A 19,556-nucleotide genomic window follows, 5' to 3' on the forward strand; every position below is an offset into this window, starting at 1 on the left:
GCTACTTCCCCTTACCGATCAGCGCACCGGCACGCGCGCGAGCCCAGCGCTCGGCAGCTAGTACGTCATCCACGTCGCGAGGTTCACGACGCCATTCGTCGGCGGCTTCCACCACCTGGGCAATAGTGTCCACAATCGAGGTGAAGCCGGTGTTCTGTGCCAGGAAGGCGGCCACCAGTTCCTCGTTCGCCGCGTTGTACACCGCCGGGATGCAGCCACCGACGGTCCCGGCGTGCCTGGCCAGCTCGACAGCGGGGAAAGCCTCGTTGTCCAGCGGCTCGAAAGTCCAGCTCGCGGGCTTGTCCCAGACGCACGCCGCCGCGGCTCCAGGGACGCGGTCCGGCCAGTGCAGGGCCAGCGCGATCGGCAGCCGCATGTCGGGCGGACTGGCCTGGGCGATCGTCGAGCCGTCGACGAAGGTCACCATCGAGTGGATGATCGACTGCGGGTGGACGACCACGTCGATGCGGTCGGTCTCGATGTCGAACAGAAGCTTCGCCTCGATCAGCTCCAGCCCCTTGTTGACCAAAGTGGACGAGTTGATCGTGATGAGCGGACCCATCGACCAGGTCGGATGCGCCATCGCCTGTTCGACGGTGACGTCGGCCAGCTCCTCGCGCTTGCGCCCGCGGAACGGGCCGCCCGAGGCGGTGAGCACGAGCCGGGCGACCTCGGACTCGCGGCCGGCGCGCAAGGCCTGCGCGATCGCGGAGTGCTCGGAGTCCACCGGGACGATCTGGCCGGGCTTGGCCGCGGCCAGCACGAGCGGCCCGCCCGCGATCAGCGACTCCTTGTTGGCCAGCGCGAGCGTGGCGCCGGTGGCGAGCGCGCGCAGGGTCGGCGGAAGCCCCTGGGAGCCGGGAAGCGCGTTGAGCACGACGTCGACGGGGGTGGCGTCGATCATCTCGACGACCGCGTCGGCCCCGGCGAAGATGCGCGGGAGCTTGAAGTCACCGCTGGAGTAGCCGCGCTTCTGCGCCTCGGCGTACAGCGCGAGCTGCAGGTCTTCCACGGCCGTCGGCCTGCTGATGGCGACGGCGTCGACCTGGTGCGCCAGGGCCTGCGCGGCCAGCGCGGCGGGGTCGGAGCCGCCCGCGGCGATCCCGGCGACCCGGAACAGCTCCGGGTTGCGGGCCGCGACGTCGAGGGCCTGGGCGCCGACCGAACCGGTCGAACCGAGCACGAGCACACTTCGCGAGGTAGTCATCGGGGTCCATTGTCGCTTGGGGCCCGTCGGGCGCGTGCAGCCAGGTGTGGGATCATTCGCGGGCAAGCGAACCATCGGGTTTTGAGGAGTTGATCGTGGCGAGCAAAGCGGTCGAAAAGCGCGGCCGGGTGGGCGTCGACACCGTCGACCCCCGCGACGAGCCGTCGGCCGAGTGGGGCTGGCACGGTTCCTTCCCGAAGGCGACGCGGATCGCGGGCTGGCTGAGCGCGATCATCCTGCTGGTGATGCTGTACGGCAACCACCACGGCTGGACCGAGAACCTGTGGCTGATCGGGCTGTCCCTGCTGATGATGTTCGGGCTGGTGCTCGACATCCGCAAGCAGCGCACGGCCTGGCGCAAGTAGCTTTTTCACGGCTCAATGGCCCCTGTCCACCTTCGTGGGCAGGGGCCATTCGCCGGTCTGGGCCCACAGCTCGTTGACGATCTTGACCGCGTCACCGGCCTCGACCCCGTAGCGATGCCGGTACTTCGCCGCCGGACGCTGGACCGCCGCGGCGACATCCCCGATGGCGACGTCGTTCCACGAGTCGTTCGGGAAGAACTGCCGCATCACGGCGAGGAACCGGCCGGTCGCCCACACCGGGTCGGTCCGCTGTTCGAAGGACCCCCAGCTCGCGCGCTGCTGGAAGAGCCCGACCGAGTCACCGAGGCCGCCGTCGAGGTTGGCGATACTCGACTCGACGATCACCGTCGCGATCGCGATGGCCGCCGCGCGATCGTTGAGCCCCGATCTCTGGACCGTCTCGACGATCACCCTGGCGCACGAGGTGTTGTACGGGTTCATGTAGCCGCGCATCTTGGTGGCGAGCTGCTGGTTGAGCGCACCTGCCGTATCCGTGTCGTCGGCGGACGTTCCCGCCTGGACACACGGCAAGGCGACGTGTTCGACCTGGTCAGGCCGGATCTCGGTGGGTGGGAGCAGGACGAGGGAGAAGGCGAGGTACGCGGCGGTGAACATGCGGCTCCGTTGGTCTTGAGTGGCGATTCGTGTTCTAACCCGAATCGGCACTCACGACCACCTGGACCGATGGCTCACCGCCACGCTCACCCGCCCGATGTACATGAAGGCCCCCTTCCTGTACCTAGGCGCAAGGATGGGGGCCTTCATGTACTTGGGGAAAGCGCGCCCGCGTGAACGGCTACCCGGCGACCACCCTTTTGGGTTAGGTTCCCCCTCATGAAGCTGCGCTGGGGTGTCACCGTTGTCGTTTCCGCTCTCGCCGCCGTGTTCCTGCCCGCTGTCGCCACCGCCGCACCCGCGTCTTCGGTGCCGATCGTGCGCTGCGAGTTCACGCCGACGCCCGAAAACCCCGCGGCCCGCCCGGTCCTGCGGCCGCTCCCCTTCGCCTTGCCCCGCGGCACCGTCGACGTCACGTTCCGCTTCAACTACGGCCCGGTGACCGTGCGCCTGAACCGCGCCGGCGCCGCCCCGTGCGCCGTCCACAACCTGGCGAGCCTGGCCTTGCAGCGCTTCTACGACCGCAGCCAGTGCTGGCGCCTGACGAACTCGTCGCGTCTCGGCGTCCTTCAGTGCGGCGACATCTACGAAGCCGAAAAGGGCGGGCCGGGCTACAAGTTCCCGGACGAGGTCGACGGCACCGAGACCTACGAACGCGGCACCATCGCCATGGGCAACCAGGGCCCCGGCACCAACGGCAGCGAATTCTTCATCGTGCACTCGTTCGCGAACATCCCGAAGAACTACTCGGTGATGGGCAAGGTCGTGCGGGGTATGGAGGTGCTGGACCGGATCGTGGCTGCCGGGATCATCCCGACTGATCCGAACGGCCCGCAGGATGGGCTGCCCGCGAAGCCGGTGAAGATCCAGAAGGCGACCGTCGGTTTCTGAGGCTTCCGCCGACCGTGAGGCCGCCCTCTCTTACGGGAGCGGATCAGAGCGTATCGATTTCGGCCCTCTTTGAGTCGATGATCGCGTAGTCGCCGGGATAGGGGACCCGAACCCCGATCCCGTTAGGCCACGAGACAATCGCGAGCGAGGCCACGTTGGAGATCCTTCGCTCATCTGATTGCCTCCAACATCTCCTGGGTCAGCTTCACGCTCAGCCATGAAGCGTATTGCTACGAGACGGGTCAGCGGCCTCGACCAGGAGCCCGAGGAACTCGCCGAAATCACCGGCTATTCGGCGGGGAACTCGATCTTCATCGATGTAAACGACAGCAGGCTCACCGTCGCTTTCGCAATCGCGGTAGTCGAGCATGACCGTGTCATGCCCACCGGAAGGCATATCGAAGAGCACTATTCCGATATCCGGATATTCCCATTCCGCTATCAGGTCTCGGCTGCCGCGGCCACCGCTTGAGTCGATTCCATGGTCACCGCCGATACCGAGCAGCGCCCGCACCTCGAAATGATCGTCCGCCCACGAGGTCGGGAAGGACGTCGGACACAGCCTGCGACGGAGGAGCCCACCGTTCATCCGGCGCAAGACGTCCAAGTAGGAGGACGGGAGCCGATACCCGAGCCGCGCCTCGGCCTGGCTGATCAGCTCATCATCGACGGGCGGACCTGTCACCATATCTTCACCTGCGAACGGTTCGATCACCGTCTTCCTTCCAAACCACTGCTCGGTCGAGCTCAGACAAATTCCTGTGAAAGGACGAATTCGGCGACCTCCTTCCGCTGGAGCGTCCTCCAGACCGGATCCCGTGTCACCGATGTAAGCCAGTCCTCGAAATCGGTACCGTCGCTGCGAAACCACCACACCGCACGACTCCCGAGTGAGCGCAGGTCCGCATCCACACGGCAGCGGAACTCAAAGCCGACTTGTGAGTACTGTTCGTGCTCACCGTCGGCATCGACGATCTCCATCTGCCGCACGAACCCGACCGAGAACATCGGCTCGGAACCCCAGTTCACTTCGCCGTACTGGAAGAGAAACCCGTCACTATCGGCGTCATCAGGTACATCGAACTCGACGCCCTCGAAGCCGCGGATCGCCGCGATCACCTCGTCGGCGACTGGCGGCTTCCGGCGTGATCCAGGCAGCCCGAGGAGGTCTTGCGCGACGCTTGCCGCAGAGCCGACGGGGAGTTTCACCCCTCCGCGGTACAGAGCCCGAGCACACAACGCGAGAGCGAAAGACCCGAAGTCGTCCCCCAGCTTCTCCCTGGTCTCATCTGCATGAACCCAAGCCAGGACCGGGTACTCGCCAGAGTCATCCTGCTGCGAGGAGTCGAGGACGACCGCCCCGCCCATCCCATCGAACGTCACCAAGATCAGTTCGGAGGGCATCCCATGGTCCCGGCGCATGTCCAAGGTCTCGGCGATGGACCCGAAGAACTCCTCTCCCGCGATCTCCCAGGCGCCGAATTCCTGGATCAGACGGCGATACGAGGGAGGGAACGCGACACCAAGAGTCCGTTCCGCTGCGCTGATCGTTGCCTCGTCCGAACCATCGGCATGGTTCGAGATGTCTTCGTTCGCGCGGATCAGTTCGATCAGCCGCTCGCTCGCCTCGACGCTCATTCGATGACCTGACCTTCTATTTCAACCAGGACAGTGTCCAGGAGTCGCCGGAGATCCGGAGCGGCAATGGTGACTCCTGTCTGATCCGCAGCATAGGTGTCGGACACGAAGGCGCCTCCGCGAAGCCATCGCCCCGCGAGTACGTCCCACGCCGAATGCACGAAGGTCCCGTTGCCGAGATCCGGCAACGACACCTCCCGCACGACGGCATAAGGACCACCGGTTCCGTCGCACAACCGAAGTCCGCGAGCAGTCGGCTGCCGCCCGGATCGTCATCCGCCAGAACCACTTGGTTCCCACCTGGGGATAGCAGCACCTCGCCTCGAATCCTCGCTCGAACTTGGCGCTCAGGGAGGACATCCGCATGGCCCAGGAGCGCAGATCCGGCCGGCGCCCATCGAATTTCACTAGCCCCCGAAGCCCCTGTCGAACCAGGAAATCGAGCCACCGCGAGAAATTCCGCCCCGCGGGGAGAGGAACGCGCCGCCGCCCGCCTCGCGGGCTCCCGTTCGCCCGACCGCAACAGCTTGAGCACGAGTTCATCGGACTCGGTCACGCGCTGCTTGAGCCGGCCACTTTCGTCGACCACCGGACCACCATGGACGACCCCGGCCGCCATGACGACGACCAGCGACAGAAGTTCATCGAGCGCCTGTCCACGCGAGAGAGCCTCCGCGAAGACCGACCACCGCCCCGGGATCTCGGCATACTCCGGGCCCATCACCATGACCGGCGCTTCCCCAGTCCAAAGCCGTCGCATCGTGACCGTGGCCACACGAGCGACCGACACCATCCGCGGCTTGTCTATACACCACGCTTCGTAATCGAGCGCCATCATCTAATCGCTTTCCGGTAATCCAAGAGCAGCGCGTCACGCAAGCCGGTAAATCTCCAACAGCGAGCCCCGCATGAGCGGATCGGCGCACACAGGGAACACACAGCCCCCGCACAGGAACCAGCATTTCACCCTTTAGAGTGACTCATTCGCATCGGCCCGACTACCGGTGACATTCCTGGGGGTTCGACCATGATGACGCACGAGCAGTACCTGTCCACGAAGAGATTCCCGGCCCTCGACGGGCTGCGCGCGATCGCCGCGCTCCTCGTGGTGGTGTTCCACTACGGAGGACCGTCGTGGGCCATGGCCAACGGGTGGATCGGCGTCCACCTCTTCTTCGTTCTTTCGGGCTTCCTGATCACCACGCTGGCGCTGCGTGAAGAAGACCGAAACGGGAAGATCTCGCTCGCGAACTTCTATATCCGTCGCGCGTTTCGCATTCTTCCCGTGTATTTCGCAGTCCTGGGCATCATCGTGGTGTTCACCTATCTGCGCGGCCAGTACACGTCCAGCGGGCTCTCCGGAGCGATGCCGTACTTCCTGACGTTCACCAACGAATTCACCCACAACGCGCCTTTCGGTCAGTCGTGGACCCTGGGGGTCGAGCAGAAGTTCTACCTCGTCTGGCCGTTCCTGGCCTTCGGCATCGCGGCGCTGAGCTTCCCGAAGCGGCTGGGCCTGGCGCTCGGCCTGATCGCGCTCATGATCGCCCTCATCCCGGTGATGCCGTACGCCGGTGCCTACTCGCCCATCATCATCGGTTGCGCGCTCGCCATCGGCCTCCACTACCGCAAGGGCTTCGCGGTCCTCCGCGTCTTCACCCATCCCATCGCCTGCTTCGTCCTGCTCGCGGCTCTCGTCGTCCTCCAGATCCATGTCACCGACATCGAAGCCTTCTTCCACGACGGCGGCACGATCGGCGGCACCACGTACGCGGTGCTGGTCGCACTGTTCATCACCTCGCTGATCCCGCGCGGTCCGGTCGCCTGGCTCTTCTCCACCCCTCCGATGCGGTTCATCGGCGAGCGGTCGTACTCCGTGTACCTCCTGCAGGGAGTGGCGGCGACCGTGGTCGCGCTGTCGATTCCTCAGCTGGGCACCCACCGGACACTGACCGCGATCGCCGTGACCGTCGTCGCCCTCGTCATCTCCGACGTCCTCTACCGCTGGGTCGAGGTGCCGATGATCGAGGTCGGCCGCAAAGTGGTCGCGCGGCGCAGGCCCACACCTCCCCATCTCACGATCCGGGAAGCCGAACCCGCCCTGGCCAGGGGCTGAGCGATTCGGACGGATCACCCTTGTGCCAGTCCGGTACTCTGGTCGCCAAGGTCGAGAGGCGCTGCAACGGACCGCGGGGTCCGCCACGCTCGGCCCCGGACTTCACCGCAAGGGCGCCTCCCACGACATGGGAGGAGCGCTGGATGGAAACGACCGCCCTGCGAAAGCTGCTGGATGAGCGCATCGTGGTGCTCGACGGCGCGTGGGGGTCGATGCTCCAGAACGCCGGCCTCAAGCCCGAGGACTACCGCACCGAGCGGTTCCAGGATCACCCTCGTGACATCACCGGCGACCCCGACCTGCTGAACATCACCCGGCCGGACGTCGTCCTCGACATCCACCGCCAGTATCTGGACGCCGGTGCCGACATCACGACGACGAACACGTTCACCGCCACGACCATCGGCCAGGCGGACTACGGGCTCGAGCATCTCGCGTACGAGATGAACCTCCGCGGCGCCCAGATCGCGCGCGAGGCGGCGGACGCGGCGGGCGGGAAATTCGTCGCCGGGTCGGTCGGACCGCTGAACGTGACCCTGTCGCTGTCGCCCAAGGTCGAGGACCCGGCGTTCCGCGCGGTGACCTTCGACGAGGTGTACGCCGCGTACGCCGACCAGATCAAGGCGCTCGCCGAGGGCGGCGTGGACCTGCTGCTCATCGAGACGATCTTCGACACCCTCAACTGCAAGGCCGCGATCGCCGCGGCCCGTGACGTCGCGCCGCATCTGCCGCTGTGGATCTCGGTGACGATCGTCGACCTGAGCGGCCGGACGCTGTCCGGGCAGACGGTCGAGGCCTTCTGGAGCGCCATCGAGCACGCCGATCCGCTGCTCGTCGGCGTCAACTGTTCGCTGGGCGCCGAGGAGATGCGCCCGCACATCAGCGAACTGTCCCGCCTCGCGGGCACGTACACGGCCTGTCACCCCAACGCCGGCCTGCCGAACGCGTTCGGCGGGTACGACCAGACGCCCGAGGAGACCGGCGGGCTGCTCGGCGACTTCGCCACGGCCGGGATGGTCAACGTCGTCGGCGGCTGCTGCGGCACGACCCCCGCGCACATCAAGGAGATCGCCGACGCCGTCCGGGGGATGGCACCGCGAACCGTCCCGGATCCGAAGGCGCACACCCGGTTCAGCGGGCTCGAACCGTTCGAGATCGGCAAGGACACCGGGTTCGTCATGATCGGCGAGCGGACCAACGTCACCGGGTCCGCCAAGTTCCGCAAGCTGATCGAGGCCGACGACCACCAGGCCGCCGTCGACGTCGCGCTGGAGCAGGTCCGCGGCGGGGCGAACCTGCTGGACGTCAACATGGACGCCGACCTGCTCGACAGCGAACAGGCGATGACCACGTTCCTGAACCTCATCGCCACTGAACCCGAGGTCGCCCGGCTGCCGATCATGATCGACAGCTCGCGCTGGACGGTCCTCGAAGCCGGGCTGAAATGCGTGCAGGGCAAGGGGGTCGTCAACTCCATCAGCCTCAAGGAGGGCGAGGAACAGTTCCTCCAGCAGGCCCGCCGCATCCGCGACTACGGCGCCGGCGTGGTCGTGATGGCCTTCGACGAGCAGGGCCAGGCCGACACCGCCGACCGCAAGGTCGAGATCTGCGCCCGCGCCTACGACCTGCTCACCGAGCAGGCCGGTTTCGTCGCCGAGGACATCATCTTCGACCCGAACGTGCTCGCGGTCGCCACCGGTATCTCCGAGCACAACGGGTACGCCAAGGCGTTCATCGACGCGTTGCCGCGGATCAAGGAACGCTGCCCCGGCGTGCACATCAGCGGCGGTATCTCGAACCTCTCGTTCTCCTTCCGCGGCAACAACGTCGTGCGCGAGGCGATGCACTCGGCCTTCCTGCTGCACGCCGTGCGCGCCGGGCTGGACATGGGCATCGTCAACGCCGGGCAGCTCGCGGTCTACGAGGACATCCCCAAGGATCTGCTGGAACTGGTCGAGGACGTGCTCTTCGACCGCCGCGAGGACGCCACCGACAGGCTGGTCACCTTCGCGGAGACGGTCAACGGCAAGGGAACCAAGCGCACGGTCGACCTCTCCTGGCGCGAGAACACGGTCGAGGCACGCCTCAGCCACGCGCTGGTGCACGGCATCGTCGACTACATCGAAGAGGACACCGAGGAAGCGCGTCAGAAGCTGCCGAGGCCGCTCGAGGTCATCGAAGGCCCCCTGATGGACGGCATGAAGATCGTCGGCGACCTGTTCGGGTCCGGGAAGATGTTCCTGCCGCAGGTGGTCAAGAGCGCGCGCGTGATGAAGCGGTCGGTGGCCTACCTCGAGCCGTTCATGGAGGCCGAGAAGGAGAAGGCGCGCCTCGAAGGCCGGGTCGAAACCCGGCAGGGCAACGGAAAGGTTGTCCTGGCGACGGTCAAGGGCGACGTGCACGACATCGGCAAGAACATCGTCGGCGTAGTCCTCGGCTGCAACAACTACGAGGTGATCGACCTCGGTGTGATGGTCCCGGCTTCGGTCATCCTGGACACCGCCGTCTCCGAGGGCGCCGACGCCATCGGGCTCTCCGGCCTGATCACGCCGTCGCTGGACGAAATGGTCAACGTCGCCGCCGAAATGGAGCGGCGCGGGCTGAAACTGCCGTTGCTGATCGGTGGTGCGACCACGTCGCGCCAGCACACCGCGGTCCGCATCGCGCCCGCGTACGAACACACGACCGTGCACGTCCTCGACGCCTCCCGCGTCGTCGGCGTCGTCGGCGACCTGCTCGACGCGGACCGCGCCGAAATCCTCGACAAGAAGAACCGCGAGGACCAGGAAGAGCTGCGCGTGCAGCACGCGAACAAGCAACGCACCCCGTTGCTCACGGTCGAGCAGGCCAGGGCCAACCCGGAGAAGGTCACCTTCGACGACATCCCGACGCCCGCGTTCACCGGCGTCCGGTACGTCTCGCCGCCGCTCACCGAGCTGCGCGAGATGATCGACTGGACCTTCCTGTTCCTGGCCTGGGAGCTGAAGGGCAAGTACCCGGCGATCCTGGACAACCCGGTGGCGCGCGAGCTGTTCGACGACGCGAACACCCTGCTGGACCAGATCATCGCCGAGGAGCGGTTCCAGGCGAAGGGCGCGTACGCGTTCTGGCCGGCGCACTCCGAGGGCGACGACATCATCCTGGACTGCGCTGATGCGCCCTCGGCGGGAAAGAGTGCCTCGGGCGGTGGCCTCAAGTTCCCGATGCTGCGCCAGCAGACCAAGAAGCCGCTGGAGCGGCCGAACCGCTGCCTGTCCGACTACATCGCCCCGGCGGGCGCGGGCGACCACCTCGGCGGATTCGCGGTCACCATCCTCGGTGCCGAGGAGTTCGCGGCCGAGTTCGAGGCGAAGCAGGACGACTATCGCGCCATCATGGTGAAGGCGCTCGCGGACCGGCTCGCCGAGGCGTTCGCCGAGCACCTGCACCTCCAGGCGCGGCGGGACTGGTTCGAACCGGACGCCGATCCGAAGCTGGAAGACCTGCACGCCGAGAAGTTCCGTGGCATCCGCCCGGCACTGGGCTACCCGGCGAGCCCGGATCACAGCGAGAAGCAGGAGCTGTTCGACCTGCTCGACGCGGGCAGCTTCGGGATGGCACTGACTGAGTCGTTCGCGATGACGCCGGCGGCGAGCGTCAGCGGGCTGATCTTCGCCCACCCCGCTTCGCGGTATTTCACCGTCGGACGGCTGGGCAAGGACCAGGTAGAGGACTACGCGGCCCGTCGCGGCCTCGAACTGTCCACTGTGGAACAGTGGCTCCGCCCGAACCTCGCCTACGATCCCGAATGACACAATGACCGGGTGACTGCCGAGGGCTCGGACTTCCTGCAGCTGGACATCGGGGACGCACCGCCGGGGCGCCGGTCGGACTGGCTGGCGTCGCGGTTGCGGCACGCCATCTCCGACGGCCGCCTGCCGGTCGGCAGCAGGCTGCCCGCGACCAGGGCGCTGGCCGCGGACCTGCGGGTCTCCCGCGGTGTGGTCACCGAGGCCTACCAGCGGCTGGTCGAAGACGGTCACGTCGCCGGACGCGGCCGCGCGGGCACGGTGGTCGTCGCGGCACCGGCGAGGACGAAGGAGCAGACCGCACCCGGTCCGCCGTCCGCCGGCACGATCTTCCGGCCCGCCCCCGGGATCGGCGTCTTCGACTCGCTGCGGTCGACCCCGGCGAGGATCGACCTGTCCCCCGGCGTGCCGGATCTGACGGCGTTCCCGCGGACGGCCTGGTTACGCGCGGAACGCACCGTGCTCAACGACCTCTCGGCGGCGGCCTTCGGCTACGGCGACCCGCGGGGCGCGCCCGCGTTGCGGCTGGCCATCGCGCACTGGATCGCCCGCACCCGGGGCATCACCGCCGACGCCGACGACGTGCTGATCGTCGCCGGTGTCGCGCAGGGTCTCGGGTTGCTGGCGCAGGTGCTGCACGACAACGGGGTCTCCGCGATAGCCGTCGAGGATCCGAGTTCGCTGGGCGCGCGGCAGCATCTGCACGACCGGCGGCTGGCGACACCGCCGATCCGGGTCGACGAAGACGGGATCGACGTCGGCGAGCTCGCGCGCAGCGGCGCGCCCGCCGTACTGCTCACGCCCGCGCACCAGTTCCCGACCGGTGTCGTGCTCGGCGGAGAACGCCGCCGCGAACTCATGCGCTGGGCCGCGGATGGCGGGCTGATCATCGAGGACGACTACGACGCCGAGCACCGCTACGACCGCCCGCCGGTCCCCGCGCTGCGCTCGATGCTCGCCGAGCAGGTCTGTTACGCGGGCAGTGTGTCGAAGTGGCTCGCGCCCGCGCTCCGGGTCGGCTGGATGCTGGTGCCGCCGCGGTACCGGGACGAGGTGGTCGCGGCCAAACGGTTCGCCGACCTCGGCAACGCCGTCCTTCCGCAGCTGGTGCTCGCGCACCTCATGGAGTCCGGCGAGATGGAACGGCAGTTGCGGTTCGTGCGCAAGCGGCATCGCCGCCGCCGGGACGCGATGATCGACGCGCTCCGGACGCATCTCCCGGACGCCGTGGTGCACGGCGCCGCCGCCGGGCTGCATCTGACGATCACCTTCGACGCCGAGTTCTCCGATCTCGACTTCGCCGCCTCCGCGCTGGAGCAAGGGGTGAAGGTGCAGCCGCTGTCGTGGCACTGTCAGCGGCCGATGAATCCCGGCCTCGTCCTCGGGTACGGGGCGAGCCCGGCGAGCGATATCGCCGAGGGCATCGCCGTCCTGGGCAAGATCAGGCGCTGAGTCCGCCGAGCGCCGCCCGCACCGCACCCGGGTCTTCGACGTGGGCGTTGTGGCCCAGCCCCGGAAGTTCGATGGAAGCGGGGCTGAGCGCGCGAAGCTGCTCAAGGCGGCTCATGGGGTCGTTCTCACCGGCGGCGAGGACGACCGCGCAGCGCGCCGCGCCGAGCAATCCGCGCATGTCGGGAGCGCCGACGGCGAACGCGCGGGGGTCCAGCGCCAGCCGCCAGCCGCCTTCGGTTTCCACCACACCGTCCGGATCCGCATCGGCGAGACCGGCCAAACCGGCGATCTTGAGGAAGCCTCGTTCGGCGTCCTCACGGGCCGGGAACACCCTCGGCGGCTTGGCCGCCATGGCGGACGCCCTCGCGAGGTCGTCCTCGCTCCATTCGACCTTGACACCGACCGCGAGCAGTCCGGTGACCTCCACCCCGAACCAGCCGGAGGCCAGCGCGAGCCCGACCACGCCACCCAGGGAGTGGCCGATCACCAGCAGCGGACCGCGTTCCGGGAGCGCGTCGGCGACCGCCGCGGCCAGGCCGCCGAAGGAGTAGTGAGCCGAGTGCGGTGACGCCCCGTGCCCGGGGAGATCGGGCGCCAGCCAGCGGTAGCCGGGTTGCCGCATCAGGCCGTCCCAGACCGCGCCCGTCGCGCCGAGGCCGTGCAGCAGGAGCACGGCGGGGCCTTCGGTTCCGGCGGTGCGCATCTTCAGCGTGTCCACCGGACGGATCTTTCCTCAGTCCCCTGTGCGCGGGCTAGTGTCGGAGCCGTGATCACCGATCCGGACGTATACACCCGAGGAGTGCCCTACGAGCACCTCGCGGCGCTGCGCCGGACGTCGCCGGTCGTGCGCGTGGACGATTTCTGGGCCGTACTGCGGCATTCGGACGTCAAGCAGGTGCTGAAGAACCCGAAGCAGTTCTCGTCGCATCTCGGCGGGACACAGATCCGGGATCCGGCGACCGAGCAGGACCTCGGTTACGTCCGCCGGATGATGCTCAACATGGATCCGCCCGAGCACGCCCGGCTGCGGGGCCTGCTCACCAAGGCGTTCACGCCGCGGGCGGTCGGCAGGCTGACCGAGCGGATCCAGGGCTGGGCCAGGGAACTGATCGCCGGGGTCCGGGAGGACGGCGAGTGCGACTTCGCCACCCTCGCCGCCGATCTCCCGTTGCTGACGCTCGCCGAGGTCTTCGGGATCCCCGAACAGGACCGGCGGCTGATGTACGACTGGAGCAATCGCGTGATCGGCTACCAGGACGCCGACTACGCGGTGAGCGCGACGGTCGAGGCGGGCGACGTCACCGATCTCGCGCGGGCGGCGCTGGCGGTCCGGCCGGTTCCCGGGCCGGACGGCGCGATGCCCGATCCGCGCACGCGCGCCGGGATGCCGGATCTCTACGCGTACGCCACCGCGCTCGGCGAGTACAAACGCCGTCATCCCGGCGACGACGTGATGAGCAACCTGATGGGTCACGTCGAAGACGGCGGCCGGGTTTCGATCGCGGAGTTCGAGAACCTGTTCTGGCTGTTTTCCGTGGCGGGCAACGAAACGCTGCGCAACGGCATCCCCGGCGGGATGCTGGCGTTGCTGTCGCATCCGGACCAGTACCGGCGGCTGCTGGCCGACCGTTCACTGCTTCCCGGTGCGGTGGAAGAGATGTTGCGCTTCTGGACGCCGGTCATGCACTTCCGCCGGACCGCGACCGAGGACGTCATTCTGTCCGATGTGGACATCCGCGCGGGCGAAAAGGTGGTCGTGTGGTTCTCCGCCGCGAATCGCGACGAGTCCGTCTTCGAAGACCCGGACCGCTTCGACATCGGCCGCACTCCCAATGATCACCTGACCTTTGGGCACGGCCCGCATTTCTGCCTCGGCGCCCAACTGGCGAGGGTGCAGCTGCGCGCGATGTTCGAAGCGGTCCTGGATCTGCTCGGCGAGGCCGAACTCGCCGGTGAACCGGTGCGGTTGCGGTCGAATTTCCAGAACGGGCTGAAATCCCTGCCGATCCGCTGGTGAATCAGCCCTTGTACAGCGCCGAGACCTCGGCGCGGTCCAGTGCTCGCGGGAAGAACCGCACGTCGTCGACCCCGCCGGGCCAGAACCGTACGGGCGCCCCCGCCGCCTTCGCCGCTCCGATACGGACACCACCGGTGGCCTGCCACGGGGTGCCAAGCGTGCCGTCACCGACTCGCATTCCGTTGACGTACAGCCAGACCTTCCCGGCCGCGGGGTCATAGACGCCCACGAGATGAGTCCAGGTGCCGACTTCCGACGGCAAGGTGCTCGTCGCCACCTTCGTCGTGGTCGCCTGGTCCGAATCACTTTCGGGGCCCGAGAACGTCCAAGCGCCGAACTGGCTGTTGTCGTCGTCGACGACGTGCCCCAGCTGGATCTTGCTCGTCCGCAGTCCGTCGACGCTGACCGCGGTGACCTTCCCGAAGTTCTTTTCGGTCAGGTTCACCCAGGCGCTGACGCTGAAGGCCTGATCGGTCCGGAAGTCGACCTGGTCGCCGACGGCCTGATCGTCGGCGCCGTCGAACCAGACGGCGTTGCCCTGCCGTCCCTGGCCGAACGACGCTCCATTGTGGAGCGAAACGACGCGTCCGGCGATGACGTCGCGGGCCTCCGACCCCGACGTTTCGTCGAGCGGCCAGTGGTTCGCCGGCGCGGGAAGGACCGGCGCGGCGGTGGCCACGGACGCACCGGTCAGCGCGAGCAGCGCCGAGGCCGCCAGAACGACGGCACGGCGGGACATGGCAAGAGACCTCATGTGTAACCCCCAGAGTTACGGTGTCCGGCTCTTCTCGATACCGGGCGGTCCGATGGATCTTTCACCCCGGACACGCCGATCGGGGGCGGCGGGATGCCCGCCGCCCCCGAATTGAGAGCCGGATCACTCGGCCGCGGCGTACTCCGGTTCGGCGACGGCGGAGCGGGCTTCGGCCTTGCGCAGGCCGACGACTCCGGACAGCGCCACCAGGACACTGACCACGGCGATGCCGGTGACGACGGTCAGCGCGGGCGCCAGACCGTTCAGCAGCGCCGCCGGACCGGTGGCCCCGCCCGAGTTACCGGTCAGCACCGCGGTCACCACGGCGAGCCCGATCGCGCCGCCGACCTGGATCGACGTGTTCAGCAGCCCGCCGGCGAGCCCCTGCTCGTCGTCGGCGATGCCGTTGGTCGCCTGGATGTTCAGCGACGAGAAGGCCAGCATGAAGCCGATGCCCAGCAGGATCATGCTCGGCAGCACCGAACCGGCGTAGCTGGAGCTCTCGTCGATCCGCAGGAACAGCGCGTACCCGATGACGTGGGCGACGACACCGGCGAGGATCGTGCGCGGGGTGCCGAGCCGGTCGATGAGCGGCTCGATCCGAGGCGAACCGAAGGCCACGATCAGCGCGGCGGGCAGGAACCCGAGCGCGGTCTGCAGCGCGGACCAGTGCAGCACGTTCTGCAGGTACAGCATGACCACGAACTGGAAACCGATGTAGGCGCCGAAGAACGTCGCGCCGCCGAGATTGGCGCGGGCCAGCGGGCCGGAGCGCAGGATGCCGAGCCGGAGCAACGGGTGCTTGCTGCGCTTCTCGATGAACACGAAGGTGGCGAGCAGGGCGAGCGCGAGCGCGAACGAGATCAGGGTCCGCGGCGCGGCCCAGCCGATCTCCGGGGCCTCGACCACGGCGAAGACCAGCAGGAGCGAACCGGCGGCACCGGTGATCGCGCCCGGGAAGTCGTACCCGCCACCCGACTGCGGCTCGTAGGTCGGGATCAGCTTGATCGCGGCGACCAGCGCGGCGATCGCGATCGGCACCGGCAGGAGGAACGTCCAGCGCCAGCCCACCTCGGTGAGCAGACCGGAGAAGACGAGGCCCGCGGAGTAACCGCTGGCGCCGAAGACGGCGAAGATGCTGATCGCCCGGTTGCGGGCGGGGCCTTCGTGGAAGGTCGTGGTGATGATGGACAACGCGGCCGGCGCGGTGAACGCGGCGGCGAGCCCCTTGATGAAGCGGGTGGCGATCAGCAGCGTGCCGTTGTCGACGAGGCCGCCGAGCAGGGAAGCGAGCGCGAAGACCGCGACGGCGACAAGGAAGACCCGGCGCCTGCCGAGCAGGTCGGCGGTGCGCCCGCCGAGGAGCAGCAGGCCGCCGTAGCCGAGCACGTAGGCGCTGATGATCCACTGCAAGGCACCGGTGGAGAGGCCGAGTTCGGCCTGGATGGACGGAAGGGCGACGGCGACCATCGACACGTCGAGCGCGTCGAGGCCGACGACCACGGACACGGTGAGCAGGACACCCCAGAGGCGCGCGTCCCACCTTGTCGAGCTGGTGGACAGCTGCACGGAAGAACTCATGATCCGTAGAGTACATGCACACGCATCTAATGCAAGTGCATTAAATGACTTTGCATAAAATCCATGTGCATGCTATCTTGGGCCGCGTGAGCGACGTCGCCGAAGAAGACCTGCTGCGGGAGTGGCACGACCTGTCCGCCCGGCACGCGGCGGTCTTCGGCCTGCTCGAGTGCCGGCTTCAGGAGCGCCACGGGCTCGGTGTCACCGAGTTCGAAGCCCTGGAACGACTGGTGACGTGCGCGGTCGGCAAGTGCCGCGCGGCCGATCTGACCGAGGTCGTGCACCTGAGCCAGAGCGCCACGTCACGGCTCGTCGCCCGTCTCGAGCGCGAGGGCCTCGTCCAGCGCGCGCTCTGCGAGTCGGACCGGCGCGGGATCTTCGTCGTCGTGACCGACGAGGGTCGTCGCCGCTACGAAGCGGCGAAGCCGACGCACCGGGCGACCCTCGAAGAAACCCTCACCGTCAACGCCTGAAGCCAGACCGGCCGGTCAGCCCCGGGCCAGCTCCTCGCGAACCGCGGGGACGACCTCGTTCCCCCATCGGCCGAGCGCGCTGTCCGTGGAAGTCCCGTCCTCGACCGGGAAGTAGATGAACCCCGCCGCGCCGTGGTCGCGCACCGCCGCGACCAGTTCCTCGGCCCACTGTTCCGGCGAGCCACCGATCCAGCGCCCGTCGCCGTCACGCGGGGACGCCACCGGGTTTTCCGTTATGCGGCCAGGGAAGTTGTAGATGGTCGCGATCTCACCGGGGTCCCGGCCCGCGTCGACGGCCGCCTGGTCGATCACCGGCCGGGATTCGGCGAACCGCGGACTGAGCCAGTCCGCGGCATGCCCCGGGATCCAGCCGTCGGCCAGTTTCCCGGTCACCGCGAGGGATTTGGGCCCGACCGCCCCCGTCCAGACCGGAGGCGCGGCCGCGGCCGCCGGCACCAAACCGTCGACGGAGTAGAACTCCCCCTCGAACGTCACCGGCGCCCCGCCTCCGGAAAGCGCCTTGATCAGGGTGATCGCCTCGCCCATCGCCCGGACCGCCTCGGCGGGCGTCCGGTGCTCCACCCCGAGTTTGGCGATCTCCCGCCAGAGCCCGCCCGCACCGACCCCGAGCGCGACGCGACCGCCCGAGAGCGCCGAAAGTGACGTGATCGTCCTCGCCAGCATCGGCGCGGGACGGCTCGGCAGGTTGGTGACGTTGACGGCGGCCGTCACGCGCGACGTCCTGCCGAGGATCACGCCCAGCGCCGCGTAAGCGTCCAACCGGTCGGCGAAGTACGGGTGATCGGACAAGCTGACCAGGTCGAGTCCCGCGCGGTCGGCCTGTTCGGCGTGCCGCAGAAGATCTTCCACCTCGCCGACGCCGGTTTCGAGGCCGAATCCGAACAGTGCCATGACCACTCCTTAAGTTCGTAATACGTACTATTTGTATCACGAACTAGTTATCGTGTCGAAGTAAAGAATGTTTGACATGATGTCTAGAACTCTTTACCTTGGGTTTCGTGGCACTGGAAGAGAAACGCGCATGGATCACGGTGGTGGTCACGATCGGCGCCTACGTGGCGTATCTGATCGTCATCCTCGGCCGGGCAGGCTCCGGCCCGCTCGTCGACGTCCCCTACGTGGCGACGTTGCTGTGGACGATCGGGGCGGCCATCGCGGCCACGATCGTGCTGTACATCGCCGTGACGATCGCCTCGCCGCGCGACGACGACCGCAAAGACCAGCGAGACCGCGAGATCGGCCGGTTCAGCGACTACGTCGGACAGTCGTTCGTCGTGATCGGCGGCGTCGCGGCGCTCGTCATGGCGATGGCGGAGCTGGACCACTTCTGGATCGCCAACACCGTCTACCTCGCCTTCGTCTGCTCGTCCCTGCTCGGTTCGATCGCGAAGATCGCCGCGTACCGCTGGGGCTTCCAGGCATGGTGAAACCGACCAAGGTCACGAACTCCATCCGCGCCCTGCGCTTCATGAAGGGCGAGATGACCCAAGCCGAACTCGCGGACCGGGTCGGCGTCACGCGCCAGACGGTCATCGCGATCGAGCAAGGCCGCTACTCGCCGTCGCTCGAAATGGCGTTTCGGATAGCCCGGGTGTTCGGCGTCGGGCTCGACGACGTTTTCCAGTACCCAGACTAGGAAAAGAGGCCGCCATGAAGGCGATCGTCCAGAACGAGTACGGCAACGCCGACGTCCTGAAGCCCGCCGATCTGCCCGAACCGGAAGCGGGGCCGGACGGTGTGGTCGTCCGGATCCGGGCGGCGGGGGTCGATCCCGGCGTCTGGCACCTCATGGAGGGCTCGCCGTATCTGGTGCGGCTGATGGGTTTCGGGGTACGGAGACCGAAGACCCGCGTTCGCGGGATGGATTTCGCCGGTGTCGTGCACGCCGTCGGCGGCGAGGTGACACGATTCCGCCCCGGCGACGAGGTTTTCGGTACCTGTCAGGGATCTTTCGCCGAGTACGCACTGACCACAGTGGACAGTATTGCCCGTAAACCCGAGCGGCTCGGCTTCGACGAAGCGGCGGCCGTGCCCATCTCCGCTTTCACCGCGCTCCAAGCACTCCGGGACAGGGGCCGGGTCGCTCCCCGGCAGAAGGTCCTGGTCATCGGCGCGGGCGGCGGCGTGGGCACCTTCGCGGTGCAGATCGCCAAGGCGTTCGGCGCCGAGGTGGACGGCGTCTGCGGCACGGGCAAGGTCGATCTGGTGCGCTCGCTCGGCGCGGCCCGGGTCTTCGACTACACCCGCGAGGACTTCGGAGGCGGCTACGACCTCATCGTCGACACCGCCGGCAACCGGTCGCTGACCGCGCTGCGGAAGTCTCTCACTCCGCGAGGCACTCTCGTCATCGTCGGCGGCGAGACCGAGGGGAAATGGATCGGCGCGGTGGGCCGCACCCTGCGGGCGCTGGTTCTCGGGCCATTCGTGAAGCAGAAGCTCCGCGCCCTGCTGTCCACGGAAAATCAGGACGATCTGCAGACGCTGCGCGCACTCATCGAGGCGGGAAAACTCACGCCGGTCATCGACCGGGCCTACTCGCTGGCCGAGGTACCCGAAGCCGTTCGCTACGTGCGGGCAGGACATACGAGCGGCAAGGTCGTCATCACCGTCTGATGTTCTCCCCCACGTCGATCTCCGG

General features: G+C 67.8%; 18 protein-coding genes. 10 read left to right on the forward strand and 8 right to left on the reverse strand.

The window, feature by feature from the left end:
* Position 1 precedes the first annotated feature (1 nt).
* Positions 2–1,207, reverse strand: coding sequence for a 1-deoxy-D-xylulose-5-phosphate reductoisomerase (gene dxr / locus ACIBTM_RS40620; RefSeq protein WP_395882456.1), 1,206 nt, complete (start codon positions 1,205–1,207; stop codon positions 2–4).
* A 95-nt stretch (positions 1,208–1,302) separates the two neighbouring features.
* Here dxr and ACIBTM_RS40625 point away from each other — a divergent pair, with 95 nt between their 5' ends.
* Positions 1,303–1,572, forward strand: coding sequence for a DUF2631 domain-containing protein (locus ACIBTM_RS40625; protein WP_037342353.1), 270 nt, complete (start codon positions 1,303–1,305; stop codon positions 1,570–1,572).
* Between the two features lie 12 nt (positions 1,573–1,584).
* Here the strand turns inward: ACIBTM_RS40625 and ACIBTM_RS40630 are convergent, their stop codons facing one another.
* Positions 1,585–2,187: a hypothetical protein gene (locus ACIBTM_RS40630; protein WP_395882457.1), complete on the reverse strand. Its 603-nt coding sequence runs from the start codon at positions 2,185–2,187 to the stop codon at positions 1,585–1,587.
* 219 nt (positions 2,188–2,406) lie between these two features.
* Here ACIBTM_RS40630 and ACIBTM_RS40635 point away from each other — a divergent pair, with 219 nt between their 5' ends.
* Positions 2,407–3,078 carry a peptidylprolyl isomerase gene (locus ACIBTM_RS40635; protein ID WP_395882458.1) on the forward strand — a complete coding sequence of 224 codons (672 nt, stop codon included), beginning with the start codon at positions 2,407–2,409 and terminating at the stop codon, positions 3,076–3,078.
* A gap of 211 nt (positions 3,079–3,289) precedes the next feature.
* On the opposite strand, the gene ACIBTM_RS40640 is transcribed toward ACIBTM_RS40635, so the two are convergent.
* Together ACIBTM_RS40640 and ACIBTM_RS40645 are read right to left on the reverse strand one after the other, a co-directional pair.
* Positions 3,290–3,793, reverse strand: a complete 504-nt coding sequence (locus tag ACIBTM_RS40640; protein WP_395882459.1) for an SMI1/KNR4 family protein — start codon at positions 3,791–3,793, stop codon at positions 3,290–3,292.
* Positions 3,794–3,825: 32 nt separating this feature from the next.
* Positions 3,826–4,716 (reverse strand): SMI1/KNR4 family protein, encoded by an 891-nt coding sequence (locus tag ACIBTM_RS40645; RefSeq protein WP_395882460.1) that lies wholly within the window; start codon positions 4,714–4,716, stop codon positions 3,826–3,828.
* Between the two features lie 1,027 nt (positions 4,717–5,743).
* On the opposite strand from ACIBTM_RS40645, the gene ACIBTM_RS40650 reads away from it, so the two are divergent.
* From ACIBTM_RS40650 to ACIBTM_RS40660, 3 genes are all read left to right on the forward strand, one after another.
* Positions 5,744–6,832, forward strand: coding sequence for an acyltransferase family protein (locus ACIBTM_RS40650; RefSeq protein ID WP_395882461.1), 1,089 nt, complete (start codon positions 5,744–5,746; stop codon positions 6,830–6,832).
* A gap of 143 nt (positions 6,833–6,975) precedes the next feature.
* Entirely contained in the window at positions 6,976–10,623 is a 3,648-nt protein-coding gene (metH, locus tag ACIBTM_RS40655; RefSeq protein ID WP_395882462.1) for a methionine synthase, read from the forward strand.
* 12 nt (positions 10,624–10,635) lie between these two features.
* Positions 10,636–12,072 (forward strand): PLP-dependent aminotransferase family protein, encoded by a 1,437-nt coding sequence (locus ACIBTM_RS40660; RefSeq protein WP_395882463.1) that lies wholly within the window; start codon positions 10,636–10,638, stop codon positions 12,070–12,072.
* Here ACIBTM_RS40660 and ACIBTM_RS40665 read toward each other — a convergent pair.
* Entirely contained in the window at positions 12,062–12,790 is a 729-nt protein-coding gene (locus tag ACIBTM_RS40665) for an alpha/beta fold hydrolase (protein WP_395882464.1), read from the reverse strand. The two genes, ACIBTM_RS40660 and ACIBTM_RS40665, sit on opposite strands and share 11 nt — an antisense overlap.
* A gap of 48 nt (positions 12,791–12,838) precedes the next feature.
* Between ACIBTM_RS40665 and ACIBTM_RS40670 the strand changes: the two genes are divergently transcribed.
* A complete protein-coding gene (locus tag ACIBTM_RS40670; protein ID WP_395882465.1) occupies positions 12,839–14,089 on the forward strand; it encodes a cytochrome P450 in 1,251 nt (416 codons plus the stop codon).
* A 1-nt stretch (position 14,090) separates the two neighbouring features.
* On the opposite strand, the gene ACIBTM_RS40675 is transcribed toward ACIBTM_RS40670, so the two are convergent.
* Together ACIBTM_RS40675 and ACIBTM_RS40680 are read right to left on the reverse strand one after the other, a co-directional pair.
* Positions 14,091–14,828, reverse strand: a complete 738-nt coding sequence (locus ACIBTM_RS40675) for a LamG domain-containing protein (RefSeq protein WP_395882466.1) — start codon at positions 14,826–14,828, stop codon at positions 14,091–14,093.
* A gap of 138 nt (positions 14,829–14,966) precedes the next feature.
* Positions 14,967–16,424, reverse strand: coding sequence for an MFS transporter (locus tag ACIBTM_RS40680; RefSeq protein ID WP_395882467.1), 1,458 nt, complete (start codon positions 16,422–16,424; stop codon positions 14,967–14,969).
* A gap of 86 nt (positions 16,425–16,510) precedes the next feature.
* Here ACIBTM_RS40680 and ACIBTM_RS40685 point away from each other — a divergent pair, with 86 nt between their 5' ends.
* Positions 16,511–16,897 (forward strand): MarR family winged helix-turn-helix transcriptional regulator, encoded by a 387-nt coding sequence (locus ACIBTM_RS40685; protein ID WP_395882468.1) that lies wholly within the window; start codon positions 16,511–16,513, stop codon positions 16,895–16,897.
* Positions 16,898–16,912: 15 nt separating this feature from the next.
* Here the strand turns inward: ACIBTM_RS40685 and ACIBTM_RS40690 are convergent, their stop codons facing one another.
* Positions 16,913–17,809 carry an LLM class flavin-dependent oxidoreductase gene (locus ACIBTM_RS40690; protein ID WP_395882469.1) on the reverse strand — a complete coding sequence of 299 codons (897 nt, stop codon included), beginning with the start codon at positions 17,807–17,809 and terminating at the stop codon, positions 16,913–16,915.
* Positions 17,810–17,916: 107 nt separating this feature from the next.
* Here ACIBTM_RS40690 and ACIBTM_RS40695 point away from each other — a divergent pair, with 107 nt between their 5' ends.
* The 3 genes from ACIBTM_RS40695 to ACIBTM_RS40705 are packed head-to-tail and all read left to right on the forward strand — an operon-like array spanning position 17,917 to position 19,531.
* Positions 17,917–18,345 (forward strand): hypothetical protein, encoded by a 429-nt coding sequence (locus tag ACIBTM_RS40695; RefSeq protein WP_395882470.1) that lies wholly within the window; start codon positions 17,917–17,919, stop codon positions 18,343–18,345.
* Positions 18,339–18,554 (forward strand): helix-turn-helix transcriptional regulator, encoded by a 216-nt coding sequence (locus ACIBTM_RS40700; protein ID WP_395882471.1) that lies wholly within the window; start codon positions 18,339–18,341, stop codon positions 18,552–18,554. Before ACIBTM_RS40695 ends, ACIBTM_RS40700 begins: the two co-directional genes overlap by 7 nt.
* A 14-nt stretch (positions 18,555–18,568) precedes the next feature.
* Positions 18,569–19,531: an NAD(P)-dependent alcohol dehydrogenase gene (locus tag ACIBTM_RS40705; protein WP_395882472.1), complete on the forward strand. Its 963-nt coding sequence runs from the start codon at positions 18,569–18,571 to the stop codon at positions 19,529–19,531.
* Positions 19,532–19,556 lie beyond the last annotated feature (25 nt).

This window comes from Amycolatopsis sp. NPDC049868, assembly GCF_044461365.1.
Lineage (GTDB): Bacteria > Actinomycetota > Actinomycetes > Mycobacteriales > Pseudonocardiaceae > Amycolatopsis.

Excerpts from the sequence above, each read along its gene's own strand:
- dxr (WP_395882456.1), bottom strand. The coding sequence starts at position 1,207 with ATGACTACCTCGCGAAGTGTGCTCGTGCTCGGTTCGACCGGTTCGGTC.
- ACIBTM_RS40630 (WP_395882457.1), bottom strand. The coding sequence starts at position 2,187 with ATGTTCACCGCCGCGTACCTCGCCTTCTCCCTCGTCCTGCTCCCACCC.
- ACIBTM_RS40635 (WP_395882458.1), top strand. The coding sequence starts at position 2,407 with ATGAAGCTGCGCTGGGGTGTCACCGTTGTCGTTTCCGCTCTCGCCGCC.
- ACIBTM_RS40645 (WP_395882460.1), bottom strand. The coding sequence starts at position 4,716 with ATGAGCGTCGAGGCGAGCGAGCGGCTGATCGAACTGATCCGCGCGAAC.
- ACIBTM_RS40650 (WP_395882461.1), top strand. The coding sequence starts at position 5,744 with ATGATGACGCACGAGCAGTACCTGTCCACGAAGAGATTCCCGGCCCTC.
- metH (WP_395882462.1), top strand. The coding sequence starts at position 6,976 with ATGGAAACGACCGCCCTGCGAAAGCTGCTGGATGAGCGCATCGTGGTG.
- ACIBTM_RS40675 (WP_395882466.1), bottom strand. The coding sequence starts at position 14,828 with ATGTCCCGCCGTGCCGTCGTTCTGGCGGCCTCGGCGCTGCTCGCGCTG.
- ACIBTM_RS40680 (WP_395882467.1), bottom strand. The coding sequence starts at position 16,424 with ATGAGTTCTTCCGTGCAGCTGTCCACCAGCTCGACAAGGTGGGACGCG.
- ACIBTM_RS40690 (WP_395882469.1), bottom strand. The coding sequence starts at position 17,809 with ATGGCACTGTTCGGATTCGGCCTCGAAACCGGCGTCGGCGAGGTGGAA.
- ACIBTM_RS40700 (WP_395882471.1), top strand. The coding sequence starts at position 18,339 with ATGGTGAAACCGACCAAGGTCACGAACTCCATCCGCGCCCTGCGCTTC.
- ACIBTM_RS40705 (WP_395882472.1), top strand. The coding sequence starts at position 18,569 with ATGAAGGCGATCGTCCAGAACGAGTACGGCAACGCCGACGTCCTGAAG.